This is a genomic window from Streptomyces sp. NPDC056296 (genome assembly GCF_042268605.1).
Lineage (GTDB): Bacteria > Actinomycetota > Actinomycetes > Streptomycetales > Streptomycetaceae > Streptomyces.
Genome location: NZ_JBHJRX010000084.1, coordinates 1 through 21,579, shown reverse-complemented (window position 1 = coordinate 21,579; position 21,579 = coordinate 1). Strand labels below are relative to the sequence as shown.

At 72.8% G+C, this 21,579-nt stretch carries 17 protein-coding genes and 1 pseudogene; 5 read left to right on the top strand and 13 right to left on the bottom strand.

Going from position 1 to position 21,579, the window contains the following annotated elements; genetic code table 11:
• Positions 1 to 155: 155 nt before the first annotated feature.
• On the bottom strand, positions 156 to 1,073 hold the full coding sequence (locus ACFCZF_RS37615) for a TIGR01777 family oxidoreductase (protein ID WP_376675486.1): 918 nt from the start codon (positions 1,071 to 1,073) through the stop codon (positions 156 to 158).
• 72 nt (positions 1,074 to 1,145) lie between these two features.
• Between ACFCZF_RS37615 and ACFCZF_RS37610 the strand changes: the two genes are divergently transcribed.
• Positions 1,146 to 1,655: a GNAT family N-acetyltransferase gene (locus ACFCZF_RS37610; RefSeq protein ID WP_376675485.1), complete on the top strand. Its 510-nt coding sequence runs from the start codon at positions 1,146 to 1,148 to the stop codon at positions 1,653 to 1,655.
• Positions 1,656 to 1,668: 13 nt separating this feature from the next.
• Here ACFCZF_RS37610 and ACFCZF_RS37605 read toward each other — a convergent pair.
• Positions 1,669 to 1,878: pseudogene (locus tag ACFCZF_RS37605) on the bottom strand (serine protease); the annotation flags it as partial.
• A gap of 32 nt (positions 1,879 to 1,910) precedes the next feature.
• A complete protein-coding gene (locus ACFCZF_RS37600) occupies positions 1,911 to 3,191 on the bottom strand; it encodes an RNA-guided endonuclease InsQ/TnpB family protein (RefSeq protein WP_376675484.1) in 1,281 nt (426 codons plus the stop codon).
• A 227-nt stretch (positions 3,192 to 3,418) separates the two neighbouring features.
• On the opposite strand from ACFCZF_RS37600, the gene ACFCZF_RS37595 reads away from it, so the two are divergent.
• Complete coding sequence (locus ACFCZF_RS37595; RefSeq protein WP_376675483.1) at positions 3,419 to 4,252, top strand: peptidoglycan recognition protein; 834 nt, start codon at positions 3,419 to 3,421, stop codon at positions 4,250 to 4,252.
• 44 nt (positions 4,253 to 4,296) lie between these two features.
• Here ACFCZF_RS37595 and ACFCZF_RS37590 read toward each other — a convergent pair whose 3' ends face one another.
• From ACFCZF_RS37590 to ACFCZF_RS37560, 7 genes are all read right to left on the bottom strand, one after another.
• Positions 4,297 to 4,818, bottom strand: a complete 522-nt coding sequence (locus tag ACFCZF_RS37590) for a DUF4240 domain-containing protein (RefSeq protein ID WP_121746626.1) — start codon at positions 4,816 to 4,818, stop codon at positions 4,297 to 4,299.
• Positions 4,819 to 4,874: 56 nt separating this feature from the next.
• Positions 4,875 to 5,915 (bottom strand): helix-turn-helix transcriptional regulator, encoded by a 1,041-nt coding sequence (locus ACFCZF_RS37585; protein ID WP_376675482.1) that lies wholly within the window; start codon positions 5,913 to 5,915, stop codon positions 4,875 to 4,877.
• A gap of 73 nt (positions 5,916 to 5,988) precedes the next feature.
• Positions 5,989 to 8,691: a pyruvate dehydrogenase (acetyl-transferring), homodimeric type gene (gene aceE, locus ACFCZF_RS37580; protein ID WP_376675481.1), complete on the bottom strand. Its 2,703-nt coding sequence runs from the start codon at positions 8,689 to 8,691 to the stop codon at positions 5,989 to 5,991.
• Positions 8,692 to 9,097: 406 nt separating this feature from the next.
• Positions 9,098 to 9,721 (bottom strand): GntR family transcriptional regulator, encoded by a 624-nt coding sequence (locus tag ACFCZF_RS37575; protein ID WP_375923335.1) that lies wholly within the window; start codon positions 9,719 to 9,721, stop codon positions 9,098 to 9,100.
• A gap of 209 nt (positions 9,722 to 9,930) precedes the next feature.
• Positions 9,931 to 11,769 (bottom strand): 2-oxoglutarate dehydrogenase, E2 component, dihydrolipoamide succinyltransferase, encoded by a 1,839-nt coding sequence (gene sucB, locus ACFCZF_RS37570; protein ID WP_376675480.1) that lies wholly within the window; start codon positions 11,767 to 11,769, stop codon positions 9,931 to 9,933.
• A 63-nt stretch (positions 11,770 to 11,832) separates the two neighbouring features.
• Positions 11,833 to 13,221: a dihydrolipoyl dehydrogenase gene (gene lpdA / locus ACFCZF_RS37565; RefSeq protein WP_375923330.1), complete on the bottom strand. Its 1,389-nt coding sequence runs from the start codon at positions 13,219 to 13,221 to the stop codon at positions 11,833 to 11,835.
• Between the two features lie 284 nt (positions 13,222 to 13,505).
• Positions 13,506 to 15,044, bottom strand: coding sequence for a leucyl aminopeptidase (locus tag ACFCZF_RS37560; RefSeq protein ID WP_376675479.1), 1,539 nt, complete (start codon positions 15,042 to 15,044; stop codon positions 13,506 to 13,508).
• 252 nt (positions 15,045 to 15,296) lie between these two features.
• Here ACFCZF_RS37560 and ACFCZF_RS37555 point away from each other — a divergent pair, with 252 nt between their 5' ends.
• Positions 15,297 to 16,079 (top strand): endo alpha-1,4 polygalactosaminidase, encoded by a 783-nt coding sequence (locus tag ACFCZF_RS37555; protein WP_376675478.1) that lies wholly within the window; start codon positions 15,297 to 15,299, stop codon positions 16,077 to 16,079.
• A gap of 65 nt (positions 16,080 to 16,144) precedes the next feature.
• Here the strand turns inward: ACFCZF_RS37555 and ACFCZF_RS37550 are convergent, their stop codons facing one another.
• Entirely contained in the window at positions 16,145 to 16,963 is an 819-nt protein-coding gene (locus tag ACFCZF_RS37550; RefSeq protein ID WP_376675477.1) for an adenosylcobinamide-GDP ribazoletransferase, read from the bottom strand.
• A gap of 60 nt (positions 16,964 to 17,023) precedes the next feature.
• Here ACFCZF_RS37550 and ACFCZF_RS37545 point away from each other — a divergent pair, with 60 nt between their 5' ends.
• A complete protein-coding gene (locus tag ACFCZF_RS37545) occupies positions 17,024 to 17,764 on the top strand; it encodes a hypothetical protein (protein ID WP_376675476.1) in 741 nt (246 codons plus the stop codon).
• A gap of 481 nt (positions 17,765 to 18,245) precedes the next feature.
• Here ACFCZF_RS37545 and cobT read toward each other — a convergent pair whose 3' ends face one another.
• Positions 18,246 to 19,319, bottom strand: coding sequence for a nicotinate-nucleotide--dimethylbenzimidazole phosphoribosyltransferase (gene cobT, locus ACFCZF_RS37540; protein WP_376675475.1), 1,074 nt, complete (start codon positions 19,317 to 19,319; stop codon positions 18,246 to 18,248).
• Between the two features lie 224 nt (positions 19,320 to 19,543).
• On the opposite strand from cobT, the gene ACFCZF_RS37535 reads away from it, so the two are divergent.
• Positions 19,544 to 20,245: a class I SAM-dependent methyltransferase gene (locus ACFCZF_RS37535; RefSeq protein WP_376675474.1), complete on the top strand. Its 702-nt coding sequence runs from the start codon at positions 19,544 to 19,546 to the stop codon at positions 20,243 to 20,245.
• On the opposite strand, the gene ACFCZF_RS37530 is transcribed toward ACFCZF_RS37535, so the two are convergent.
• Complete coding sequence (locus ACFCZF_RS37530; protein ID WP_376675473.1) at positions 20,234 to 21,433, bottom strand: bifunctional adenosylcobinamide kinase/adenosylcobinamide-phosphate guanylyltransferase; 1,200 nt, start codon at positions 21,431 to 21,433, stop codon at positions 20,234 to 20,236. The two genes, ACFCZF_RS37535 and ACFCZF_RS37530, sit on opposite strands and share 12 nt — an antisense overlap.
• Positions 21,434 to 21,579: the final 146 nt, after the last annotated feature.

Genomic DNA, 21,579 nt, shown 5'->3' with positions numbered 1-21,579 from the left:
CGAGTTCGAGTCGAGGTTAGGTCCGGAAACGGTCAAGGGGAGTCGCGCGGAGACAGGGCACGGTCGCACGGCGGTCGCATACGGGCGCGGTATGACCTCATGCAGTCGTCACGTGATCGGCATACGGTCGGGAAGCGGCAGGGGCCGCCCTCACCTCACAGCGCCGCCCGGATCGCCCCGTCGATCTCCGGGAACGCGAAGCGGAAGCCCGAGTCCAGCAGGCGGGCCGGGAGGATCCGGGCGCTGCCCAGGACGTCGCCGGCCATCTCGCCGAGCGCTGCGCGCAACACCGGGGCGGGCACCGCGAAGGGGGCCGGGCGGCGCAGTACGCGCCCCATGGCGGAGGTGATCTCACGGTTCGTCAGCGGGTGCGGGGCGGTCAGGTTGAAGGGGCCGGACAGGTCGTCGCGGTCCAGCAAGTGCCGGATCGCCGCCACTTCGTCGTGCAGCGCCACGAAGGACCAGTACTGCGACCCGTCGCCCAGCCGCCCGCCGAGCCCCGCCCGGAAGAGCGGGAAGAGCCGCCCCCAGGCCCCGCCCCCGCGGGCGACGACCAGCCCGGTCCGCACGAACACCGTCCGCACCCCCGCCTCCCGGGCGGGGGCCGCCGCGGCCTCCCACTCCAGGCACAGGGACGGCAGGAACCCCTCGCCCGCGGGCGCGCTCTCGTCGACGGCGCGGTCGCCGGTCTCGCCGTAGAAGCCGATCGCGCTGCCGTTCACGAAGACCCGCGGACGCCGCTCCAGCGAGGCGACGGCCTCCGCGAGCGCCGTCGTGCCGTGCACCCGGCTGCTGCGGATGCGTGTCTTGTACGCGTCGGTCCAGCGGCGGTCGCCCACCCCGGCCCCGGCCAGATTGACCAAGGCGTCGCACCCGTCGAGCCCGGCCGCGTCCACGCGTCCGCCCTCGGGGTCCCAACGGACCTCGTCCGCGTTCCGGGGCACGTGGCGTACCAGGCGGACCACGTCGTGCCCGTCCGCGGTCAGGGACCGCACCAGTGCGCCGCCGATGAGGCCGGACGCGCCGGCCACCGCGACGCGGGAACGTTCCCTGTCCTTGCGTCCATCGTCCATGCGCCCATCCTGCCGGGTGGCCCGGGAAAAACCCCGGACCGGCCTGCGGTCCGGCGTCGTACAGTGACCGTCATGCCAGCTCCGCACATACGCCAGGCCAGGTCCGACGACGAGCAGCCGCTGCGCCGGCTCGACCTCGAGACCTGGTCGTACCAGCACGCCGTCTCGCCTCCGCCGGCACCGGACGACGCCTTCTTCAACGAGCGTTCGGGCCCCGCCGACCACCTGGTCGCCGAGCTCGACGGCGCCGTCGTCGGCTACGTCCGCCTGGGCTTTCCCACGCCACTGGCCTCCAACGCCCACGTACGCCAGATCCGCGGCCTCGCCGTCGCCGACGCGGCCCGCGGCAAGGGCGCCGGTCGCGCGCTCGTCCGGGCCGCCGTGGCGGAGGCACGCCGCCTGGGCGCCCGGCGCATCACCCTGCGCGTCCTGGGCCCCAACACCGCGGCCCGCAAGCTCTACGAGTCCGAGGGCTTCGTCGTGGAGGGCGTGCAGCCGGAGGAGTTCCACCTCGACGGCGAGTACGTCGACGACGTGACGATGGGGCAGTCGCTGGTCGGTCCCCGTCCCGTCAGCGGCTGACCGGCCCCGACGCTCACGACGCGACCGGCTCGCCCGTGTCCACCGCCTCCGTCGCCTCCGCCGCGCGCCGCGCCTCGTCGGCCACCTCGTCCGCCGTCAGCACGTAGCCGGTCCGGGCGTCGGAGGTGGAGCGGGCGAAGACCACGCCGTACACCCGGCCGTCGGTGGTCAGCAGCGGTCCGCCCGAGTTGCCGGGGCGGACCGTGGAGCGGATCGATTGAAGTGCTCTCCCGGCTGAAACCGGGAGATTCCTGCTTACCTCGCGGCAGCGGGCTTGACGCGCTTCGCGCGCCTGACGACTGCCCTCCCGGCAGCCGGGACGAGCGCGAGGCCCGTCCGGTACAGATGCAGGACGTTCCGGGCTGCGTTGTGGTCGGCGTTGCCCGACCAGCCGCAGTCCGGGTTCTTGCACACGAACACGGCCTGGGACTCCCGGCTGCCGGGCACGGTGAGACCGCACGCTGAGCAGCGTCGGGAGGTGCCGGGGGCGGGGACCTTCACGAGGGTGCCGCCGAGCTGGGCGGTCTTGTACGTGAGAAGGGTGACCGTGCGGCCCCAGGCCTCACCGCTGATGGAGCGGGTCAGCCCGGACTTCTGGGCGACGTTCTTCCCCGGCTCCTCGACTGTTCCTCTGGCGGATTTGACCATGTTCGTGATGGTGAGTGCTTCGACCACGACGGTGCCGTAGGTGCGGGCGATGGCGGTGGTCGTCCGATGCTGCCAGTCCAGGGCCCGGCGCTTGGCTTTCGCGCGGAGTTCTGCGATCTGGTCGTAGGTGCGGTGCAGCCGGTGGCTGGTGCGTTCGCCGGGCTTGCGGTACTGCTTGCGCTGGGCGGCGCGTTGCTCCAGGTGCAGGAGTTTGGCTTTCTCCTTCGCCGTGAGCCATTCGCCGTGCTCGTACGTCTGGCCGTCGGAGAGGGCGATCGGGACGGTGACGCCCACATCGATGCCGACGTCCGGCCCCTGGTGGGGCTCGGGCTTGACCTCCAGTCTCTGGACGCGGAAGGCGATGTGCCAGCCGAGCGCGTCCTTGACCAGCCGGGCCCCGGTGATCCGATTCTCCACGCCTGCACGCCTGCCCACGGGCAGGTCTTTGGTCCACCGGAAGCGGACCCGGCCCACCTTGGGAAGATTGACCAGTCCCCACCGGCGGTGCACCCGGACGATGTTCAGGTCCCGGCCCTGCGGGATGTCCACGGACATCACCGTGCGGAAGCGGCCCTTGAAGTTCGGAGCGTCGGCGCGGTGCTCCCAGCAGTTCTTCCACGCTCGGAAGTACGTCTTGAGTACTGCTTGCGCGGCCTGCGCGGGAAGGACGGCCAGGAAGTCGATGTCTTCGCGGGCCTGACGGATCGCGGCGTCCGCGTTCGCGAGGGTCCGCTTCTCCTTCGGCATCATTCGCCACCATGCGTGGAGGAGATTCCAAAGGGTGCGGGCCGCATGCGCCTGGCCGTCAGCCTTCGACACCTCGGCAGGCGACAGGGCGAGCCGGGCGCGGTGCCCGAACCGCCGCTTGTCCAGAGTGCCTTGTCTCACAATCGGGACCGTAGCATCGGTTTATGTCACCGCGCTTGAACTCTTAATCCCGATGTCAGAACCGGTCGCAATTGTGTCTGCAACCTGCACGTTCACTTGGGTTCTGTCACAAAGTGCCCTCGGAATGCGCTCACCGGCGCCACCAGTTCAAGCGGACCGGGACGATAGTTCCACCGAGTGGCACAGCGTACGTCGCGGGCGCACCGGATCCGCCGGACAGTGGGACCATGCGTGTCTTCCGAGGACCGCGCGAGGCCCGGGAACGGCGTGCGCTTCCCGTACCGGGCGCGGCCCGCATACCGGGCGTCGCCCGCATGCCGGGCGCGGCACGGGTGCTGCTCGGCTGCCTGCCCGGTCTGGCCGCCGTCGCCGCGCTGGCGCTGTGCGCGAGCGGTGTGGAACGGGCCGCCGCGACGCACGCCCGGCCGGCCGCCGCCGACCGGCACACCGCGCCCCGGCCGCCCGTCGTGCCCCGGTCGGTCTGGCTGGGCGACGCCGCCCGCGCGCAGCCGCCCCCGCGCTACGACGACAAGGTCCTCGCCGTCTTCGTCCACCACACGGACACGCCGAACGGCTACGACTGCGCCGACGTGCCGGCCATCCTCCGGGGTGTCTACACGGGCCAGACCGGCGCCCGGGACTGGGACGACATCGGCTACAACTTCGTCGTCGACCGCTGCGGAACCATCTACGAGGGCCGCGCGGGCGGCATCGACCGGCCCGTCACCGGCGCCCACACCCAGGGCTTCAACCACCGCACCACCGGCATCGCCGCCCTCGGCACCTTCACCGCCGGCGTGCCCGTGCCCGACGCGCTGACCGACGCGATCGCCGCGCTGGCCGCCTGGAAACTCGGCCGTACCGACACCGACCCGCGCGGGAAGGCCAGCCTGGTCTCCAGCAACGGCCTCAGCCGGTACGCCGTCGGCTCCACCGCCACCCTGCCCGCCGTCGCGGGCCACGACGACGGCTACCAGACCAGCTGCCCGGGGGAGGCCCTCACCGCCCGCCTCCCGGACATCAGGGACCGGGCGGCGCGACTCCAGGACCGCAGGGGCTGACACCCGCGCCGAGCCGGTGGCACCGGCCGACCGGAGGCGGTGCGTCAGTCCTGCCCGAACCGCTCCCACAGGCGCGGGAACCGCTCGGCGACGGCCCGGTCGTTCTCCAGGTCGATCGCGGTGCCCAGCGGCTCCGCGGGCGCGGGCGCGATGCCCAGATCGGGGGCGACGGTGCCGGTGAGCTGCTCGTAGGCCTCGTCGGCCGCGTAGCCGAGTTCCTCGCCGTCGCCGTCGAGTTCCTCGTCGAAGTCGTCCAGCAGCTCGGCGAGCGAGTCGGGCTCGTGCACCGCGCCCTCGTACACCTCGCGGCCCTGGCCGATCAGCCAGCACCGGAAGTAGTCGAAGGCGTCGTCGCTGGCACCGCCGAGCAGCACCCACGCGGCGCCCCACAGGTCCCAGGTGCAGGCGCGGTTGTAGCGGGCCTCGAAATGGCGGGCGAAGTCGAGCACCAGGTCCGGGTCCATCCCGAGGAGCCGCTCCACGAGCAGATCGGCCTGGTCCTCGGGATCGCCGTCGGCACCCTGCCGGGTGGCGTCGATCAGCTCCCAGAACTCCGTCTCGTCCATCACGGGTCCAGCATCGGTCCTGGAGGGGTGGTACGCACGTGGAGTGGGGCGGATCGTTATGTGCCGGCCGGGTGGGCGTCGCCGTCCATCTCGTCCATCTCGTCCTCGGACGCCCCGTCGCCGTACAACCCGGCCAGTCGCCGTGCTTCCCGTGCGAACCGCTCCCGCAGCGCCTCGGGCGCCAGCACCTCCACCTCCGGCCCAAGCCCCCTCAGCTGGGTGTGCGCGACCTCCTCGGACTCCACCGGCAGCGTCACCGTCACCCACCCGTCCGCGTCCGGCCCGTCCGCGGCCTCCAGCGCCTCCCGGGCCGACCGCGCGTCCAGGACGTACGGCAGCCCGCGCACGCCCTCCGCCGACAGCCGCACCACGACCTCCGCCCGCAGGATCGACCGCGCGAACTGCTCCGCCCGCTCCGCCCAGAACGCGGGCAGGTCGAAGTCGTCGTCCCGCGCGAAGCGCTCCTCGCCCGCGTCCACCGCCGTGAACCGGTCGATGCGGTAGACGCGGAAGGCCCCGCCGCCCGCCGCCCGCGCGACCCTCGCGCACAGGTACCAGACGCCCGCCTTCAACACGAGCCCGTACGGCTCCAGCTCCCGGACGACCTCGTCCTCCCCGCGCCGGTAGCGCGCGGCGACGGTCCGGTCGTCCCAGACCGCGTCCGCGACCGCCGGCAGCAGCTCGGGCGTCCGGGGCTCCCGGAACCAGTTCGGCGCGTCCAGGTGGAACCGCTGCGCCGCCGTGCGGGAAGCGTCCCGGAGGGAGGGGAGCAGGGCGGCCGACACCTTCAGGCGGGCCGCCGACGCCGCGTCCTCCAGGCCCATCTCGCGCAGCGCCCCCGGCACCCCGGACAGGAACAGCGCCTCGGCCTCGCCCCGCGCCAGCCCGGTCAGCCGGGTGCGGTACCCGCCGATCAGCCGGTAGCCCCCGGCCCGGCCCCGCTCCGCGTACACCGGTACGCCCGCCTCCGACAGCGCCTGCGCGTCCCGCGTCACGGTCCGCTCCGAGACCTCCAGCTCCTCGGCCAGCTCGGCGGCGGTCATGGCCGGACGGGACTGGAGAAGCAGCACCATCTTGATGAGGCGGGCAGCGCGCATGCCCACATCATGCAGGAGAACGCGGGAGGCCCCCGCCGCGGTCGTCCACGGAGGGGGCCTGCCTCGGGAGCCTTTACAGGCCGTAGCGCTCGCGCGCCTCCTTCACGGCCGTCGCCTTGACCTCGCCGCGCTTGGCGAGCTGGGCCAGGGCCGCGACCACGATGGACTCGGCGTCGACGCCGAAGTGGCGGCGGGCGGCCTCACGGGTGTCCGACAGGCCGAAGCCGTCGGCACCGAGCGACGAGTAGTCCTGCTCGACCCACTGCGCGATCTGGTCCGGGACCTGGCGCATGTAGTCGGAGACCGCGAGGACCGGGCCCTCGGCACCCTGGAGCGCCTGGCGGACGTACGGCGTCCGCTCCTCGCCGCGCAGCAGCGCCGCGTCGGCGTCCATGGCGTCCCGGCGCAGCTCCGTCCAGGAGGTCGCGGACCACACGTCGGCGGACACGCCCCACTCCTCGGCGAGCAGCCGCTGCGCCTTCAGCGCCCAGTGGATCGCCGTGCCGGAGCCGAGGAGCTGGATGCGCGGGGCGTTGGCGGCGGGGGTGAGGCCCGCCGACTCGGCCGTGTTGAAGCGGTACAGACCCTTGACGATGCCTTCGTCGACACCGGCGGCGGACGGCTTGGCCGGCTGCGGCATCGGCTCGTTGTAGACGGTCAGGTAGTAGAAGACGTCCGGGTCCTCACCCGGGGCCGCCTCGCCGTACATCCGGCGCAGACCGTCCTTGACGATCGCCGCGACCTCGTAGGCGAAGGCCGGGTCGTACGTCAGCGACGCCGGGTTGGTCGCCGCGATCGCGGGGGAGTGGCCGTCCGCGTGCTGGAGGCCCTCACCGGTCAGCGTGGTCCGGCCGGCCGTCGCGCCGACCAGGAAGCCGCGGCCGAGCTGGTCGCCGAGCTGCCACATCTGGTCGGCGGTGCGCTGCCAGCCGAACATCGAGTAGAAGATGTAGAACGGGATCATCGTCTCGCCGTGCGTCGCGTACGACGTCGAGGCGGCGATGAAGTCGGCCATCGAACCGGCCTCGGTGATGCCCTCATTGAGGATCTGGCCGTTCTTGGCTTCCTTGTAGTACATCAGCTGGTCGCGGTCGACCGGCTCGTACGTCTGGCCCTTGGGCGAGTAGATGCCCAGGGACGGGAAGAGGCTCTCCATGCCGAAGGTGCGCGCCTCGTCGGGGACGATCGGCACCCAGCGCTTGCCGGTCTCCTTGTCGCGGACCAGGTCCTTGACCAGGCGGACGAAGGCCATGGTGGTGGCCACGTTCTGCGAACCGGAGCCCTTGTCGAAGGACGCGAACGCCTTCTCGGCGGGCGCGGGCAGCGGCGCGACCGGGTGGACGCGGCGGGCCGGGGCCGGACCGCCGAGGGCAGCGCGGCGCTCCTGGAGGTAGCGGACCTCGGGCGAGTCGGCGCCCGGGTGGCCGTAGGGGACCACGCCGTCGACGAAGTCGCTGTCCTTGATCGGCAGGCCGAGCAGGTCGCGCATGTCCTTGAACTCGTCCACCGAGAGCTTCTTCATCTGGTGGTTGGCGTTCTTGGAGGCGAAGCCGGTGCCGAGGGTGTGGCCCTTGACCGTCTGGGCCAGGATCACGGTCGGCGCGCCCTTGTGGGCGAGTGCGGCGCGGTAGGCGGCGTAGACCTTGCGGGACTCGTGGCCGCCGCGCGAGTAGTGGAAGCACTCGAGGATCTTGTCGTCGGACAGCAGCTTCGCCATCTCGGCGAGCTGCGGGTCCTTGTTGAAGAAGTCCTCGCGGATGTAGGCGGCGTCGCGCGTCTGGTACGTCTGCACCTGCGCGTCGGGTACCTCGCGCAGGCGGCGTACGAGCGCGCCGTTGGTGTCGAGCTGGAACAGCTCGTCCCACGCCGTGCCCCACAGCGACTTCACGACGTTCCAGCCGGCGCCGCGGAACTGGGCCTCCAGCTCCTGCACGATCTTGAAGTTGGCGCGGACCGGACCGTCGAGGCGCTGCAGGTTGCAGTTGATGACGAAGGTCAGGTTGTCCAGGCCCTCGCGGGAGGCGAGGGTGAGCGCGGTGGTGGACTCCGGCTCGTCCATCTCGCCGTCACCGAGGAACGCCCACACGTGGGAGTTGGTCAGGTCCTTGATGCCGCGGCTGGTCAGGTAGCGGTTGAACCGCGCCTGGTAGATCGCGGAGATCGGCCCGAGGCCCATGGAGACGGTGGGGAACTCCCACAGCCAGGGCAGGCGCCGCGGGTGCGGGTAGGACGGCAGACCGTTCCCGCCGGCCTCGCGGCGGAAGTTGTCGAGCTGCTCCTCGTTGAGCCGGCCGTCGAGGAAGGCGCGGGCGTAGATGCCGGGAGAGGCGTGGCCCTGGATGTAGAGCTGGTCGCCGGAGCCGTCACCCTCCTTGCCCTTGAAGAAGTGGTTGAAGCCGGTCTCGTACAGCCAGGCCGCGGAGGCGAAGGTGGCGATGTGGCCGCCGACGCCGTGCTTGCTGCCGCGGGTGACCATCGCTGCCGCGTTCCAGCGGTTCCAGGCGGTGATCCGCTGCTCCATCGCCTCGTCGCCGTCCACGGCGGGCTCGTCGGCGGTCGGGATGGAGTTGACGTAGTCCGTCTCGAGGAGCTTCGGCAGCGCGATGCCGGCGCCCTCGGCGCGCTCCAGTGTGCGGCGCATCAGGTACGCGGCACGGTGCGGCCCGGCCGCCTTGGTGACGGCGTCCAGGGAGGCCTGCCATTCGGCGGTCTCCTCCGGGTCGCGGTCCGGGAGCTGGTCGAGCTCGCTCGGCTGGATGGCTTTGGGGTCGGTCATGTCGCCGCCTTCCTCAGTCGAAGGGGGTTCCCTCATCGTCAAGGGTTCGGGGGTGCCCTAGGTCTTTGGCAGGACAGGGCGGTGGGCTTCGGTGGAAGCCCGTCGGTGACTGTAACTCCCTGATCGATGATCGATCAAAGGGTTGAGGGACAAAACCTCTTGATTACGAGAAAGTAGGCACGGGGTGCCTTCGGCGATGGCACGGAGTGACCTGTGCTGGTGGGTGTTTGTGCAGGTGAGCGCCGTAGAGCTCGGGTGGTTCGGGGGTGTGGCGTCTGCGGGTGCGCTGTGGCTGATCGCGCAGTTCCCCGCGCCCCTAAAGGGGCGCGGGGAACTGCGCGAAATCGGGGGGTCTGGGGGCGGAGCCCCCAGGGACGGGACGGGAAGGGGCGGCGGGGGCGAAAACCTACGCGCGGGGGGCGCAGCCCAGGACGTGGGCCTTGACCAGGTCCGCGATCCGCGGATCCCGGCGACGGAACGCCGCGACCAGCTCCTCGTGCTCCTCCGCGTACGACTGCTGCACCGTCCCCAGCCACCGTATCGACAGCGCCGTGAACACCTCGATGCCCAGCCCCTCCCAGGTGTGCAGCAGCACCGAGTTGCCGGCCGCCCGCACCAGCTCCCGGTGGAAGCCCACCGTGTGCCGCACCTGGGCCGTCCCGTCGGAAACCCGGTCGGCCTCGTACAGCGCGGCGACGTGCGGTTCCAGGGCCGAGCAGTCCACGGCGAGCCGGTCCGCCGCCAGCTCCGCGGCGATCGCCTCCAGACCGGCCCGGACCGGGTAGCTCTCCTCCAGGTCGGCGGCGGTCAGGTTGCGCACCCGCACGCCCTTGTTCGGCGCCGACTCGATCAGCCGCAGCGACTCCAGCTCCCGCAGCGCCTCCCGCACCGGCGTCTGGCTGACCTCCAGCTCGGTGGCGATCCGGCGCTCCACGATCCGCTCGCCCGGCTGCCAGCGTCCGCTGATGATCCCTTCCAGGATGTGCTCGCGGATCTGTTCGCGCAGCGAGTGGACGACGGGCGCGGTCATGAGAGCTCCTTCGGGAGGGGACCCCTTCGGCCCCCTGGGGCGACTGACGCTTAGACAATACGGCCGTCGCGGCGGGCGGAAAGGGCGCACGGGGGCGCTTTTACGCAGGTGAGACGAGACTTACACAGCGTGCCGCCGCCGAAACACGACGGTGCCCCCGCCCGGAGAGCTCCGGGCGGGGGCACCGTACACGCCTACTGGCAGGGGAATTACAGGCCGAGCTCGACCTCGAACTCGCCCGCCTCCAGGATCGCCTTGACCGCCGTCAGGTAGCGGGCGGCGTCGGCGCCGTCCACCAGACGGTGGTCGTAGGACAGCGTCAGGTACGTCATGTCGCGGACGCCGATGGACGTGCCCTCCTCCGTCTCGATGACGGCGGGGCGCTTGACCGTGGCGCCGATGCCGAGGATGGCGACCTGGCCCGGCGGCACGATGATCGTGTCGAACAGCGCGCCGCGCGAACCGGTGTTGCTGATGGTGAAGGTCGCACCCGCCAGCTCGTCCGGGCTGATCTTGCTGGCCCGCACCTTGCCCGCCAGGTCGGCGGTCGCCTTGGCGATGCCGGCCAGGTTGAGGTCACCGGCGTTCTTGATGACCGGGGTCATCAGGCCCTTCTCGGAGTCCACCGCGATACCGACGTTCTCGGTGTCGAAGTAGGTGATGGTCCCCTCGGCCTCGTTGATCTTGGCGTTGATCGGCGCGTGCGCCTTCAGCGCCTGGGCCGCGGCCTTGACGAAGAACGGCATCGGCGAGAGCTTGACGCCCTCCCGGGCCGCGAACGCGTCCTTGGCACGGGCGCGCAGCTTCATCAGGCGGGTGACGTCGACCTCGACGACCGACGACAGCTGGGCCTGCTCGTGCAGCGCCTTGACCATGTTGTCGCCGATGACCTTGCGGATGCGCGGCATCTTGACGGTCTGGCCGCGCAGCGGGGAGGCCTCCAGGGTGGGGGCCTTCTTCGCGGCGGGCGCGGCGGCGGCGGCCGGAGCCGGAGCGGCGGCCTTCGCTGCCTCGGCGGCGGCGACGACGTCCTGCTTGCGGATACGGCCGCCGACGCCGGTGCCCTTGACGGTGGACAGGTCGACGCCGTTCTCGGCGGCGAGCTTGCGCACCAGCGGGGTGACGTAGGCGCCGTCGTCCACCGGCTGGGCGGCGGCCGGGGCGGCCGGAGCGGCAGCCGGGGCCGGCGCGGGCGCCGGGGCGGAGGGGACCGGGTCGGGCGCCGGGGTGGTCTGCTGCTGCGGAGCCGGGGCCGAGGGGGCCTGCGGTGCCGGAGCGGCGGGTGCCTGCTGGGCCGGGGCGGCCTGCTGCGGCGCCGGGGCCTGGGCGGGCTCGGGCTGCGCGGGGGCGGCCGGGGCCTCCTGGGCCGGAGCCTCCTGGGCCGGGGCGGCGGCCGGAGCAGCGCCCGCCTCGCCGATGACGGCGAGCTTGGCGCCGACCTCGGCGGTCTCGTCCTCGCCGACCACGATCTCCAGCAGGGTGCCGGAGGCGGGGGCCGGGATCTCGGTGTCGACCTTGTCGGTGGACACCTCCAGCAGCGGCTCGTCGGCCTCGACCGAGTCGCCGACCGACTTCAGCCAGCGGGTGACGGTGCCCTCGGTGACGGACTCGCCGAGCGCGGGCAGGACCACGTCCGTGCCCTCGGCGGAACCGCCGCCGCCGGCGGCGGCGTCGGCGCTGGGAGCGGGCGCCGGGGCGGCCTGCTCGGTGGAGGGGGCGGCCGGGGCGGGCTCGGGGGCCGGCTCGGCGACCTGCTCGGCCTGCGGGGCCTGCTCGGCGGCCGGGGCCTCCTCGGCCGCGGGGGCGCCGGAGCCGTCGTCGATCAGCGCCAGCTCGGCGCCGACCTCGACGGTCTCGTCCTCGGCGACCTTGATGGAGGACAGCACGCCCGACGCGGGCGCGGGGATCTCGGTGTCGACCTTGTCGGTCGAGACCTCGAGCAACGGCTCGTCGGCCTCGACGCGTTCACCCTCGGCCTTCAGCCAACGGGTGACGGTGCCCTCGGTGACGCTCTCGCCGAGCGCCGGAAGGGTTACGGAAACCGCCATGGTTTCGGTTGCTCCTTACGAATTGCGGAAGTCTGTGTCGTCGCGCCCAATGACCGAGTGAGGTCAGTCGTGGGAGTGCAGGGGCTTGCCGGCCAGCGCCAGGTGGGCCTCGCCGAGCGCCTCGTTCTGCGTCGGGTGGGCGTGGACGAGCTGGGCCACCTCGGCCGGCAGCGCCTCCCAGTTGTAGATCAGCTGGGCTTCGCCGACCTGCTCGCCCATGCGGTCGCCGACCATGTGGACGCCGACCACGGCACCGTCCTTGACCTGGACGAGCTTGATCTCGCCCGCGGTCTTGAGGATCTTGCTCTTGCCGTTGCCCGCCAGGTTGTACTTCAGGGCGACGACCTTGTCCGCACCGTAGATCTCCTTGGCCTTGGCCTCGGTGATGCCGACGGAGGCGACCTCCGGGTGGCAGTACGTCACCCGCGGCACACCGTCGTAGTCGACCGGGACGGTCTTCAGGCCGGCGAGCCGCTCCGCCACCAGCATGCCCTCGGCGAAGCCGACGTGCGCGAGCTGGAGGGTGGGGACGAGGTCACCGACGGCGGAGACGGTCGGGACGTTGGTCCGCATGTACTCGTCGACCAGGACGTAACCGCGGTCCATGGCGACCCCGGCCTCCTCGTAGCCCAGGCCCTGCGAGACCGGGCCGCGGCCGATGGCGACGAGCAGGACCTCGGCCTCGAACTCCTTGCCGTCGGCGAGGGTGACCTTGACACCGTCCTGGGTGTACTCGGCCTTCTCGAAGAAGGTGCCCAGGTTGAACTTGATGCCCCGCTTGCGGAACGCGCGCTCCAGCAGCTTCGAGCTGTTCTCGTCCTCGACCGGCACGAGGTGCTTGAGGCCCTCGATGACCGTGACGTCGGCGCCGAAGGACTTCCACGCGGAGGCGAACTCGACGCCGATGACACCGCCGCCCAGGATGATCGCGGACTTCGGCACGCGGTCCAGGACGAGGGCGTGGTCGGAGGAGATGATCCGGTTGCCGTCGATGTCCAGGCCCGGCAGCGACTTCGGCACGGAGCCGGTCGCCAGCAGGACGTGGCGGCCCTGGACACGCCGGCCGTTCACGTCGACGGAGGTGGGGGAGGACAGTCGGCCCTCACCCTCGATGTAGGTCACCTTGCGGGAGGCGACCAGACCCTGCAGGCCCTTGTACAGGCCGGCGATCACGTCGTCCTTGTACTTGTGCACGCCCGCCATGTCGACGCCCTCGAAGGACGCCTTGATGCCGAACTGCTCGCTCTCGCGGGCCTGGTCGGCGATCTCGCCCGCGTGCAACAGGGCCTTGGTGGGAATGCAGCCGTTGTGCAGGCAGGTGCCGCCGAGCTTGTTCTTCTCGATCAGGGCGACGTCCAGGCCCAGCTGCGCCCCGCGCAGCGCCGCGGCGTAACCACCGCTGCCACCGCCGAGGATCACTAGGTCGAAAACGGTGCTGGCGTCGTTCGCCACGTCACGTCCTCCATGCATGTGCGCCACGCCGGTCTCCAGTGACCGGTCGGCGGCTGGTGTCCGGCCGCTCTTTGTTCTCGGCCCTTAGGTGGGCCCTGTCCTGCCGAGCCCCATCTTCGCACTTGTAGGGGGCCGACGAGACGTGGGGCCGGTGTGTGAGACGTCCCACGTTCTGTTGCGACGCAGGACGAGGTGACGCCCCTGAGGGGCGCGGGGAACGGCGCGACCGGCCACAACGGGCCCGGAGCCGCCGAATCACCCGCACCCCCGAGCTCTCAGGCGCCCTAGCCCAGATCGCCCGCGGCCGCCAGTTCGGCGACCCGCACCAGCGTCCGTACCGCCGTCCCGGTCCCGCCCTTCGGCGTGTACCCGAACGGTCCGCCCTCGTTGAAGGCCGGACCCGCGATGTCCAGGTGCGCCCAGGTGATCCCCTCGCCGACGAACTCGCGCAGGAACAGCCCGGCCACCAGCCCGCCGCCCATCCGCTCACCCATGTTGGCGATGTCGGCGGTCGCCGAGTCCATGCCCTTGCGCAGGTGCTCCGGCAGCGGCATCGGCCAGGCCGGCTCGCCGACCTCCTCCGCGGCCTCGTGCACCGCCGCGCGGAACGCGTCGTCGTTCGCCATGACGCCGTACGTCCGGTTGCCCAGCGCCAGCATCATCGCGCCGGTCAGGGTCGCCACGTCGATGATCGCGTCCGGCTTCTCCTGCGAGGCCGCCCACAGCGCGTCGGCGAGGACGAGCCGGCCCTCGGCATCGGTGTTGAGCACCTCCACCGTCTTGCCGCTGTACATGCGCAGCACGTCACCCGGGCGGGTGGCGGAGCCCGACGGCATGTTCTCGGCCAGCGCCAGCCAGCCGGTCACGTTGACCTCCAGGCCCAGGCGCGCTGCGGCGACGACCGCGGCGAACACGGCGGCGGCACCGGCCATGTCGCACTTCATCGTCTCGTTGTGCCCGGCCGGCTTCAGCGAGATGCCGCCCGAGTCGTAGGTGATGCCCTTGCCGACGAAGGCGAGGGACTTCGTCGCCTTGGACGACGTGTACGACAGCTTCACCAGGCGCGGGCCGGAGGCCGAGCCGGCGCCGACGCCGAGGATGCCGCCGTAGCCGCCCTTGGTGAGCGCCTTCTCGTCGAGCACCTGCACCTTGATGCCGTGCTCCTTCGCGGCGGCCTGGGCCACCGCCGCGAACGCCTCGGGGTTCAGGTCGTTCGGCGGGGTGTTGACCAGGTCGCGGGCGCGGTTCAGCTCCTCGGCGACGGCCGCTGCACGCTCGATCGCCGCCTTGTACGCCTTGTCGCGGGGCTTGCCGCCGAGCAGCGCGGCCTCGGCCAGCGGGGCCTTGCCGTTCTTGGCCTTGGCGTCCTTGCCGGACTCCTTGTAGGCGTCGAAGGCGTACGCGCCGAGCAGCAGGCCCTCGCCGATGACGCCGGCGGCGGCGGCCTCGGCGAGCGGGAGGGCGAACGCGGCCTTCTTGGCGCCGGCCAGGGCGCGGGCGGCCACGCCGGCGGCCCTGCGCAGCGCCTCGGCGTCGAAGTCGGCGTCCTTCTCGGGCTCGGCACCGAGGCCCACCGCCACCACGACGGGTGCCTTGAAGCCGGACGGAGCGGGCAGCTTCGTCACCTCGCCCTCGGCGCCGGTGGCACCGAGGGTCTCCAGGACGCCGGCGAGCCGGCCGTCGTACGCCTTGTCCACGGCCTCCGCGCCCGGTGCGACGACCAGGCCGCCGGACCTGGACGCCGTGCCCTTGGCGACACCGATCACGATCGCGTCGGCCCGCAGGCCGGGCGCCGCGGCGGTGCTGAGAGTGAGAGCAGTCACGGTGGTGAATTCTCGCTTCCGTATGAAGTCTTGTATGGCCGAATGCGGGTGGGTCGACCGGGCCCGACAACCGACCCTAGATCCCTCCTGCGATGCGGTCTCTACCTGGGCAGGCAAACACCCGGCACGAGCCTACGCTCGCGCCCGCCTCCGCTCCCTCCCGCGGGGCCGCGGTTTCCCGCCCGCGTCCCGGGATGGGAGATCATTCCTGGGGTACGCCACCGCGCCACCCCACACCATGGAGCACGCCCCGTGAGACGCCCGGTCCTGTCGATAGCCCTTCTCCTGCTGCTCACGGGCTGCACGTCGTCCCCCGGCGACGAGCCGGAAGCCGGCGACCACTGGCAGCCGCGGCCCGGCACCGCCTGGCAGTGGCAGCTCAGCGGCAAGCTCGACACGTCCGTCGACGTACCGGTCTACGACATCGACGGGTTCGACCACACCGGGTCCACCGTGGCAGGGCTGCACGACGACGGCCGCAAGGTCATCTGCTACCTGTCCACCGGAGCCTGGGAGGACTTCCGCCCCGACGCGGAGAAGTTCCCGAAGTCGGTGCTGGGCAAGGGCAACGGCTGGGAGGGGGAGCGCTGGCTGGACATCCGGGAGACGGACGTCCTGGAGCCGCTGATGGCCGAGCGCATCGACATGTGCCGCGAGAAGGGCTTCGACGCGGTCGAACCGGACAACATGGACGGCTACAAGAACGAGACCGGTTTCCCGCTCACCGCAGACGACCAGCTCCGCTACAACCGGCTGATCGCGAAGCTCGCCCACGACCGCGGCATGACCGTCGGCCTCAAGAACGACCTGGACCAGATCCCCGAGCTGGTGGACGACTTCGACTTCGCGGTCAACGAACAGTGCGCCCAGTACGGCGAGTGCGCCGACAACCAGCCGTTCATCGACGCGGACAAGGCGGTCTTCCACGTCGAGTACGAGCTGCCGACCGGCCGTTTCTGCGCGGAGTCACGTGAGCTGAGGCTGAGTTCGATGCTGAAGAAGTACGAACTGGGGGTGTGGCGCGAGGCCTGCTGAGCCTGGTGCCTGGTGCCTGGTGCCTGGTGCCTGGTGCCTGGTGCCTGGTGCCCGGAGTCCCGGCCTCAGCCGAGGGCCAGCACCACGAGGGCGGTGGTGGCCGCCGTCTCCGCGACCCCGCCGAAGACGTCGCCGGTGACCCCGCCGAAGCGGCGGACGCAGTGCCGCAGTAGGAGTTCGGCTACGGCTACGGCGCACAGCACGGCCAGCGCTGTACGGACCGCGTCGTGCAGGCCGTCGTACGGCCCGCCGTGCAATCCGCCGTACGGGCCGAGGAGCGCGGCCGCCGCCGCACCGGCCGCCGTGACGACGGCGGTGGCCGCCAGCGCGCCACCCACCGGCACCACTCCGGCGACCGCCGCGCCCAGTCCCTCCGGGCGGGCGGCGGGCACCCCGGACCGGGCGGCGAGCGTGAGCGCCAGCCGGGCGGCGGTCGCCGAGACCACGGCGGCGAGCGCGCCCCCAGCCCAGGACCCGTCGTAGGCATGGGCCAGCGCGGCCACCTGAGCGAACAGCACGAACACGAGGGCGAGCACGCCGAACGGCCCGATGTCCGACTGCTTCATGATCCGCAGCGCGTCCTCGGCGGGCTTCCCGCTGCCGAGTCCGTCCGCGGTGTCGGCCAGGCCGTCCAGATGCAGTCCGCGGGTGAGTACGGCGGGTACGGCGGCCGTGGCGACCGCGGCCAGCAGGCTTCCCGCGCCCAGGAACAGCAGCAGGAGCCCGGCCGCCGCGGCGACGAGGCCGACGGCCAGTCCGGCCAGCGGCGCGCACAGCATGCCGCCGCGCGCCGCCTCCCGGTCCCAGCGGGTCACCTTGACCGGGAACACGGTGAGGGTGCCGAAGGCGAAACGGAGGCCGTCGGGGGAGGGGGTCCTGAGCACCGGCGCAGACTACCCGGCGGTCACCGGGGCACCGGCGCGGGCTGGGGATAAAGTTCGCATATGGGAGATTGGTGGCAGCGCAACATCATGGAACCGGGCAAGCTGCCGCTGCTCCTCGCCCTGGCCGCCTTCGTCCTGACGTTCGTGATCACCCGGGTCATCACCCGGCTCATCCGGGCCGACAAGGGGCCCTTCGGCAACGTCAAGGCGGGCGGGGTGCACATCCACCACGTCGTCCCGGGGATCGTCCTCACCGTCATCGGCGGCTTCGGCGCGGTCGCGGGGGGCCGGCACGGTTTCGGCTCCGCCGTCGCGGCGGTGGTCTTCGGCATCGGGGCGGGCCTCGTGCTGGACGAGTTCGCGCTGATCCTGCACCTCGACGACGTCTACTGGACCGAGGCGGGCCGGCAGAGCGTGGAGGTCGTGGTGGTCACCGCGGCCCTTGTCGGACTGGTCCTCGCCGGGTTCACGCCGTTCGGCGTCGACGGCATGTCCGAGGACGAGTTGCAGGACCGCGCCAACGTCATCGCGACCGTCGCGGGGAACTTCTTCTTCTCCCTCCTCGCCCTGGCCAAGGGCAAGGCCCGCCTCGCGATCTTCGGGGTGATCGTCCCTCTCGTCGCCCTGATCGGCGCGGTCCGCCTGGCCCGGCCGGGTTCGCTCTGGGCCCGCCGCTTCTACGGGGGCCGCCCGCGCGCCCGTGCCAGGGCCCGCCTGCGCGCCTACCACCACGACCGCCGCTGGTCCGGCCCCGGCCGCGCCTTCCAGGACTGGATCGGCGGCCGCCCGGACCAACGCTGATGCCTGCGGCGGCCTGTGCGGGTTCGGTGGGGGTGCGGGTAGCGCCTTCGGTGGTGGGGTGGGTCGGGCCGCGCCGGGGGGTGTCCGTCCTCGGAACGGCGCGGAATCGGTCGGCCGCAGAAGTACCGTCCGTTGACGCGCCAACCACTGCGGGCGAACACCCCCCGACACGTCCCTTCTCGCCGTACGCGGCTCTCCGCCCGTCCCGCCCCGCCCCGCGCAGCTGCGGGCAGATGTACGCCGCCCCGCGCAGCTGCGGGCAGTCGTGCCGCTGGGGCGGCACGGGTGGGCGCAGCGGCACCCGGCCAGCGCCGGTCCGCGTCACCCACCCCCGGCCCACACCCACGCCGGGCGCCCCGGTAGCGCCGGGCCGCGTGACCCACCCCCGGCCCACACCCACGCCGGGCACCCCGCCGGCGCCGGGCCGCGTCACCCACCCCACCCGCCCCGCATCAACGCCGGGCGAGCAGGCGACGCCCGTTCACTGAACGCCGACGGACTCCTTACCGTCGGAGACCTCCGGCAGCTCCGCCGCCAGTGCCGCCGCGGCCTGGACCAGGGGCAGCGCCAGCAGGCCCCCCGCGCCCTCGCCCACCGTCACGCCCTGGGACAGCAGCGGCTCCAGGGCCATCCGGTCCAGCGCCTTGGCCTGGCCCGGCTCCCCGCTGTCGTGGGAGGCCAGCCACCAGTCGGGTGCCCGGAAGGCGACCCGCTGCCCGACCAGCGCGCACGCGACCGTCACGACGCCGTCCAGGATCACCGGCGTCTTCCGCACCGCGCTCTGCAGCAGAAAGCCCGTCATCGCGGCGAGGTCGGCGCCGCCCACGGTCGCGAGCAGCTGCAACTGGTCCCCGAGCACCGGCCGGGCGCGGCGCAGCGCGTCGCGGATCGCCGCGCACTTGCGCATCCAGGCCAGGTCGTCGATGGCCAGCCCGCCCCGCCCGGTGACGACCGACGCGTCGGTCCCGCACAGCGCGGCGACCAGTACGCCCGCCGCCGTGGTCCCGCCCACGCTCACATCGCCGAGGACCACCAGATCCGTACCGGAGTCGGCCTCCTCGTCGGCCACCGCCATCCCGGCCCGGAAGGCGGCCTCGGCCTCCTCCGGGGTCAGCGCGTCCTCGATGTCGATGCGCCCGCCGCCGCGCCGCACCCGGTGCCGCACGACCTCGGCCGGCAGCGTCTCCGGATCGCAGTCGAGGGACATGTCGACGACCCGCACCGGCACGCCGAGGCGCCGGGCGAGCACGGACACGGGACGGCCGCCCTCCAAAACCTCGCGCACCAGCTCGCCGGCGCCGCCCGCGGGCCGTGCCGAGACGCCCAGCTCGGCCACCTTGTGGTCACCGGCGAAGAGCACCACCCGGGGCCGTTCGACCGGCCGCACCGGTACGGCGGACTGCGCCGAGGCCAGCCACTCGCCCAGGTCGTCCAGGCGGCCCAGCGATCCGGGCGGGACGACCTGACGCTCCCGGCGCGCCTCCGCGTCGCGGCGCACCCCGCCGTCGGGGCGCTCGATCAGATCGGTGAAGTCGTCGAGATTCAGCGAGCTCATTCGCCGAACAGTACCGGCCCTGGATGACCACGGCGGCGGGCCCGTGCGCACCGCGCCCGAGCTGCGTCGTTGCGCCCCGGATCGCGATCACCTACGTAACGTTTTGCGGGAATTGTCGTATGTCGTCGTCCTGTGTCCTCGTCTCGCGTCGGGAGCCGCCCATGTCCGCACCCTCCGCATCTCCCGTCCCCACGGCGCCGCCTTCCGTCCCCCGGGTTCCTCCGATGCCCCGGTACGGGCCGCACCGTGCGGACTGCCCCTGGTGCGGCTCCCGGCGGCTGCGGGCCCGTCCGCGCGGGGAGGACCCGCGCCGGGCCGGCCCCGGGCGGTCCGTCCTCGAACGCTGCCTCGACTGCCGGCACGTCTTCCGCAACCCCCCGTTCACGCCCGGACCCGAACACCCGCTGGTCCGGGCCGGAGTCCGCCTGCGACACGGCCTGGCCGCCCGCGCGATGCTCCGCCGCCGCCCCGACCCCGAGAGCTGGCTCGACGTGGGCACCGGCGACGCCGACTTCCCCCGCACCGCGCGCGCGTACTTCCCGTACACCTCCTTCGACGGCCTGGACCCCACCCACCGGGTGCTGCGCGCCCGCGCGGTCGAGTGCGTCGAGGAGGCGTTCGTCGGCCGGCTGACGGACCCGCACATCGCGGCCCGGCTGCGCGCCCGCTACGACGTGGTGAGCCTCTTCCAGCAGTTGGAACGCGTCCCGGACCCCCGCGCCGAACTGCGCGCCGCCCTCCACGTGCTTCGCCCCGGCGGCCATCTGCTCGTCGACGTGGCGGACCCGCGCCGCCTGTTCGCCCTCCCGCCCGGCACCTCGCACCCGGCGGGCCTGCGCGCCGAACTGGCGGCCCGGGGCTGCACCGTGCTCACCGGCGTGCGGACGCACCGCGTCATCGCGCGCAAGGACGCCTCAGCCCCGTAGCACCAGCGCCTGGCCCGCGACCACCAGGAGCACCTGCTCGCACTCGGCCGCGAACGCCGCGTTCAGTCGCCCGAGTTCGTCCCGGTAGCGGCGGCCCGAGGCGGTGGCGGGCACGATGCCCGAGCCCACCTCGTTCGACACGGCGACGACCGCGCGCCGGGTGGTGCGCACCGCCTCCGTCAACTCCCGCATCCGGTCCCTCAGGGCCCGCTCCCCGCCGTCGGCCCACTCCGCGTCGTCCCACGCCCCGACGGCGTCCATCGCGTCCGTCAGCCACAGCGACAGACAGTCGACGAGCAGCGCCGGCCCGTCGTCCTTCAGCAGCGGCACCAGGTCGCACGTCTCGACGGTGCGCCACGAACCCGGCCGCCGCTCCCGGTGGGAGCAGACCCGCGCCGCCCACTCGGTGTCCCCGTTGCGGGAGCCCCCGGTCGCGACGTAGAGCACGTCGGGGAAGGCCTCCAGCCGTCGCTCGGCCTCCACCGACTTGCCCGACCGGGCCCCGCCCAGTACGAGGGTGCGCCGCGGTACGTCGGGCACGTCCTCGTAGGAGCCGACCACCAGCGTCGTCCCGTCCGGCACGGCCCGCGTCCCGGCCGCCGCGAGCCGCCGGTCCAGTTCCCGGCCCGGCGGCACGTCGTGGTCCAGGTGGACGGCGACGACGTCCGTCGTCGGCCCCGCGGCACCCACCGCCCGCAGCTTCGCCAGCGCGTCCGGCCGCCCCACGACGTCCGCGACGACCAGGTCGTAGGAGTCGGCGGGCTCCTCCAGACCGGCCGGCGCACCGCCCGGCGGCAGATACAGCAGCCGCTGCCCGTCCGGACCGGTCACGGCGTACCCGGTGCCCGGCGCGTCCATCGCCACCGCCCGCACCCGGTGCCCGGTCAGCAGCGCCAGCTCCCGCCCGTCCGGCACCCGCCCCGGCTGCGGCAGCCCGGCCGGCACCTCCACGGCGGGCCCGTCGTGCGGGTGCGACAGCAGCACCTGCCGTACGCCGGTCAGCGAGTGCCCGGCGCGTGCGGCCGCGAACGCCGCGCCGGGCGTCAGGTCGAGCAGCAACGCCCCGTCCACCAGCAGCGAGGTCGCCGCGCGCGCGTTCTCGCCCTGCGCCGCGGCACAGGCCGCGCAGGGACAGTCGGGGCGGGGGAGTCCCGCGGGGGCACCGGTGCCTAGCAGAGTCACGTCCACGCCCCGATTTTCCCCGGTCACCCGTCGACGTGCGCGCCCGAGACCCCCTAAGGGCAATGCCGTTCGGTTAGGGGTTCGATCGGCAGTGCAACTTGCGGCGTTTCGGCTGGTGATATGGGTGCAGCCCTTGTAGTGGTTCTCGGGTC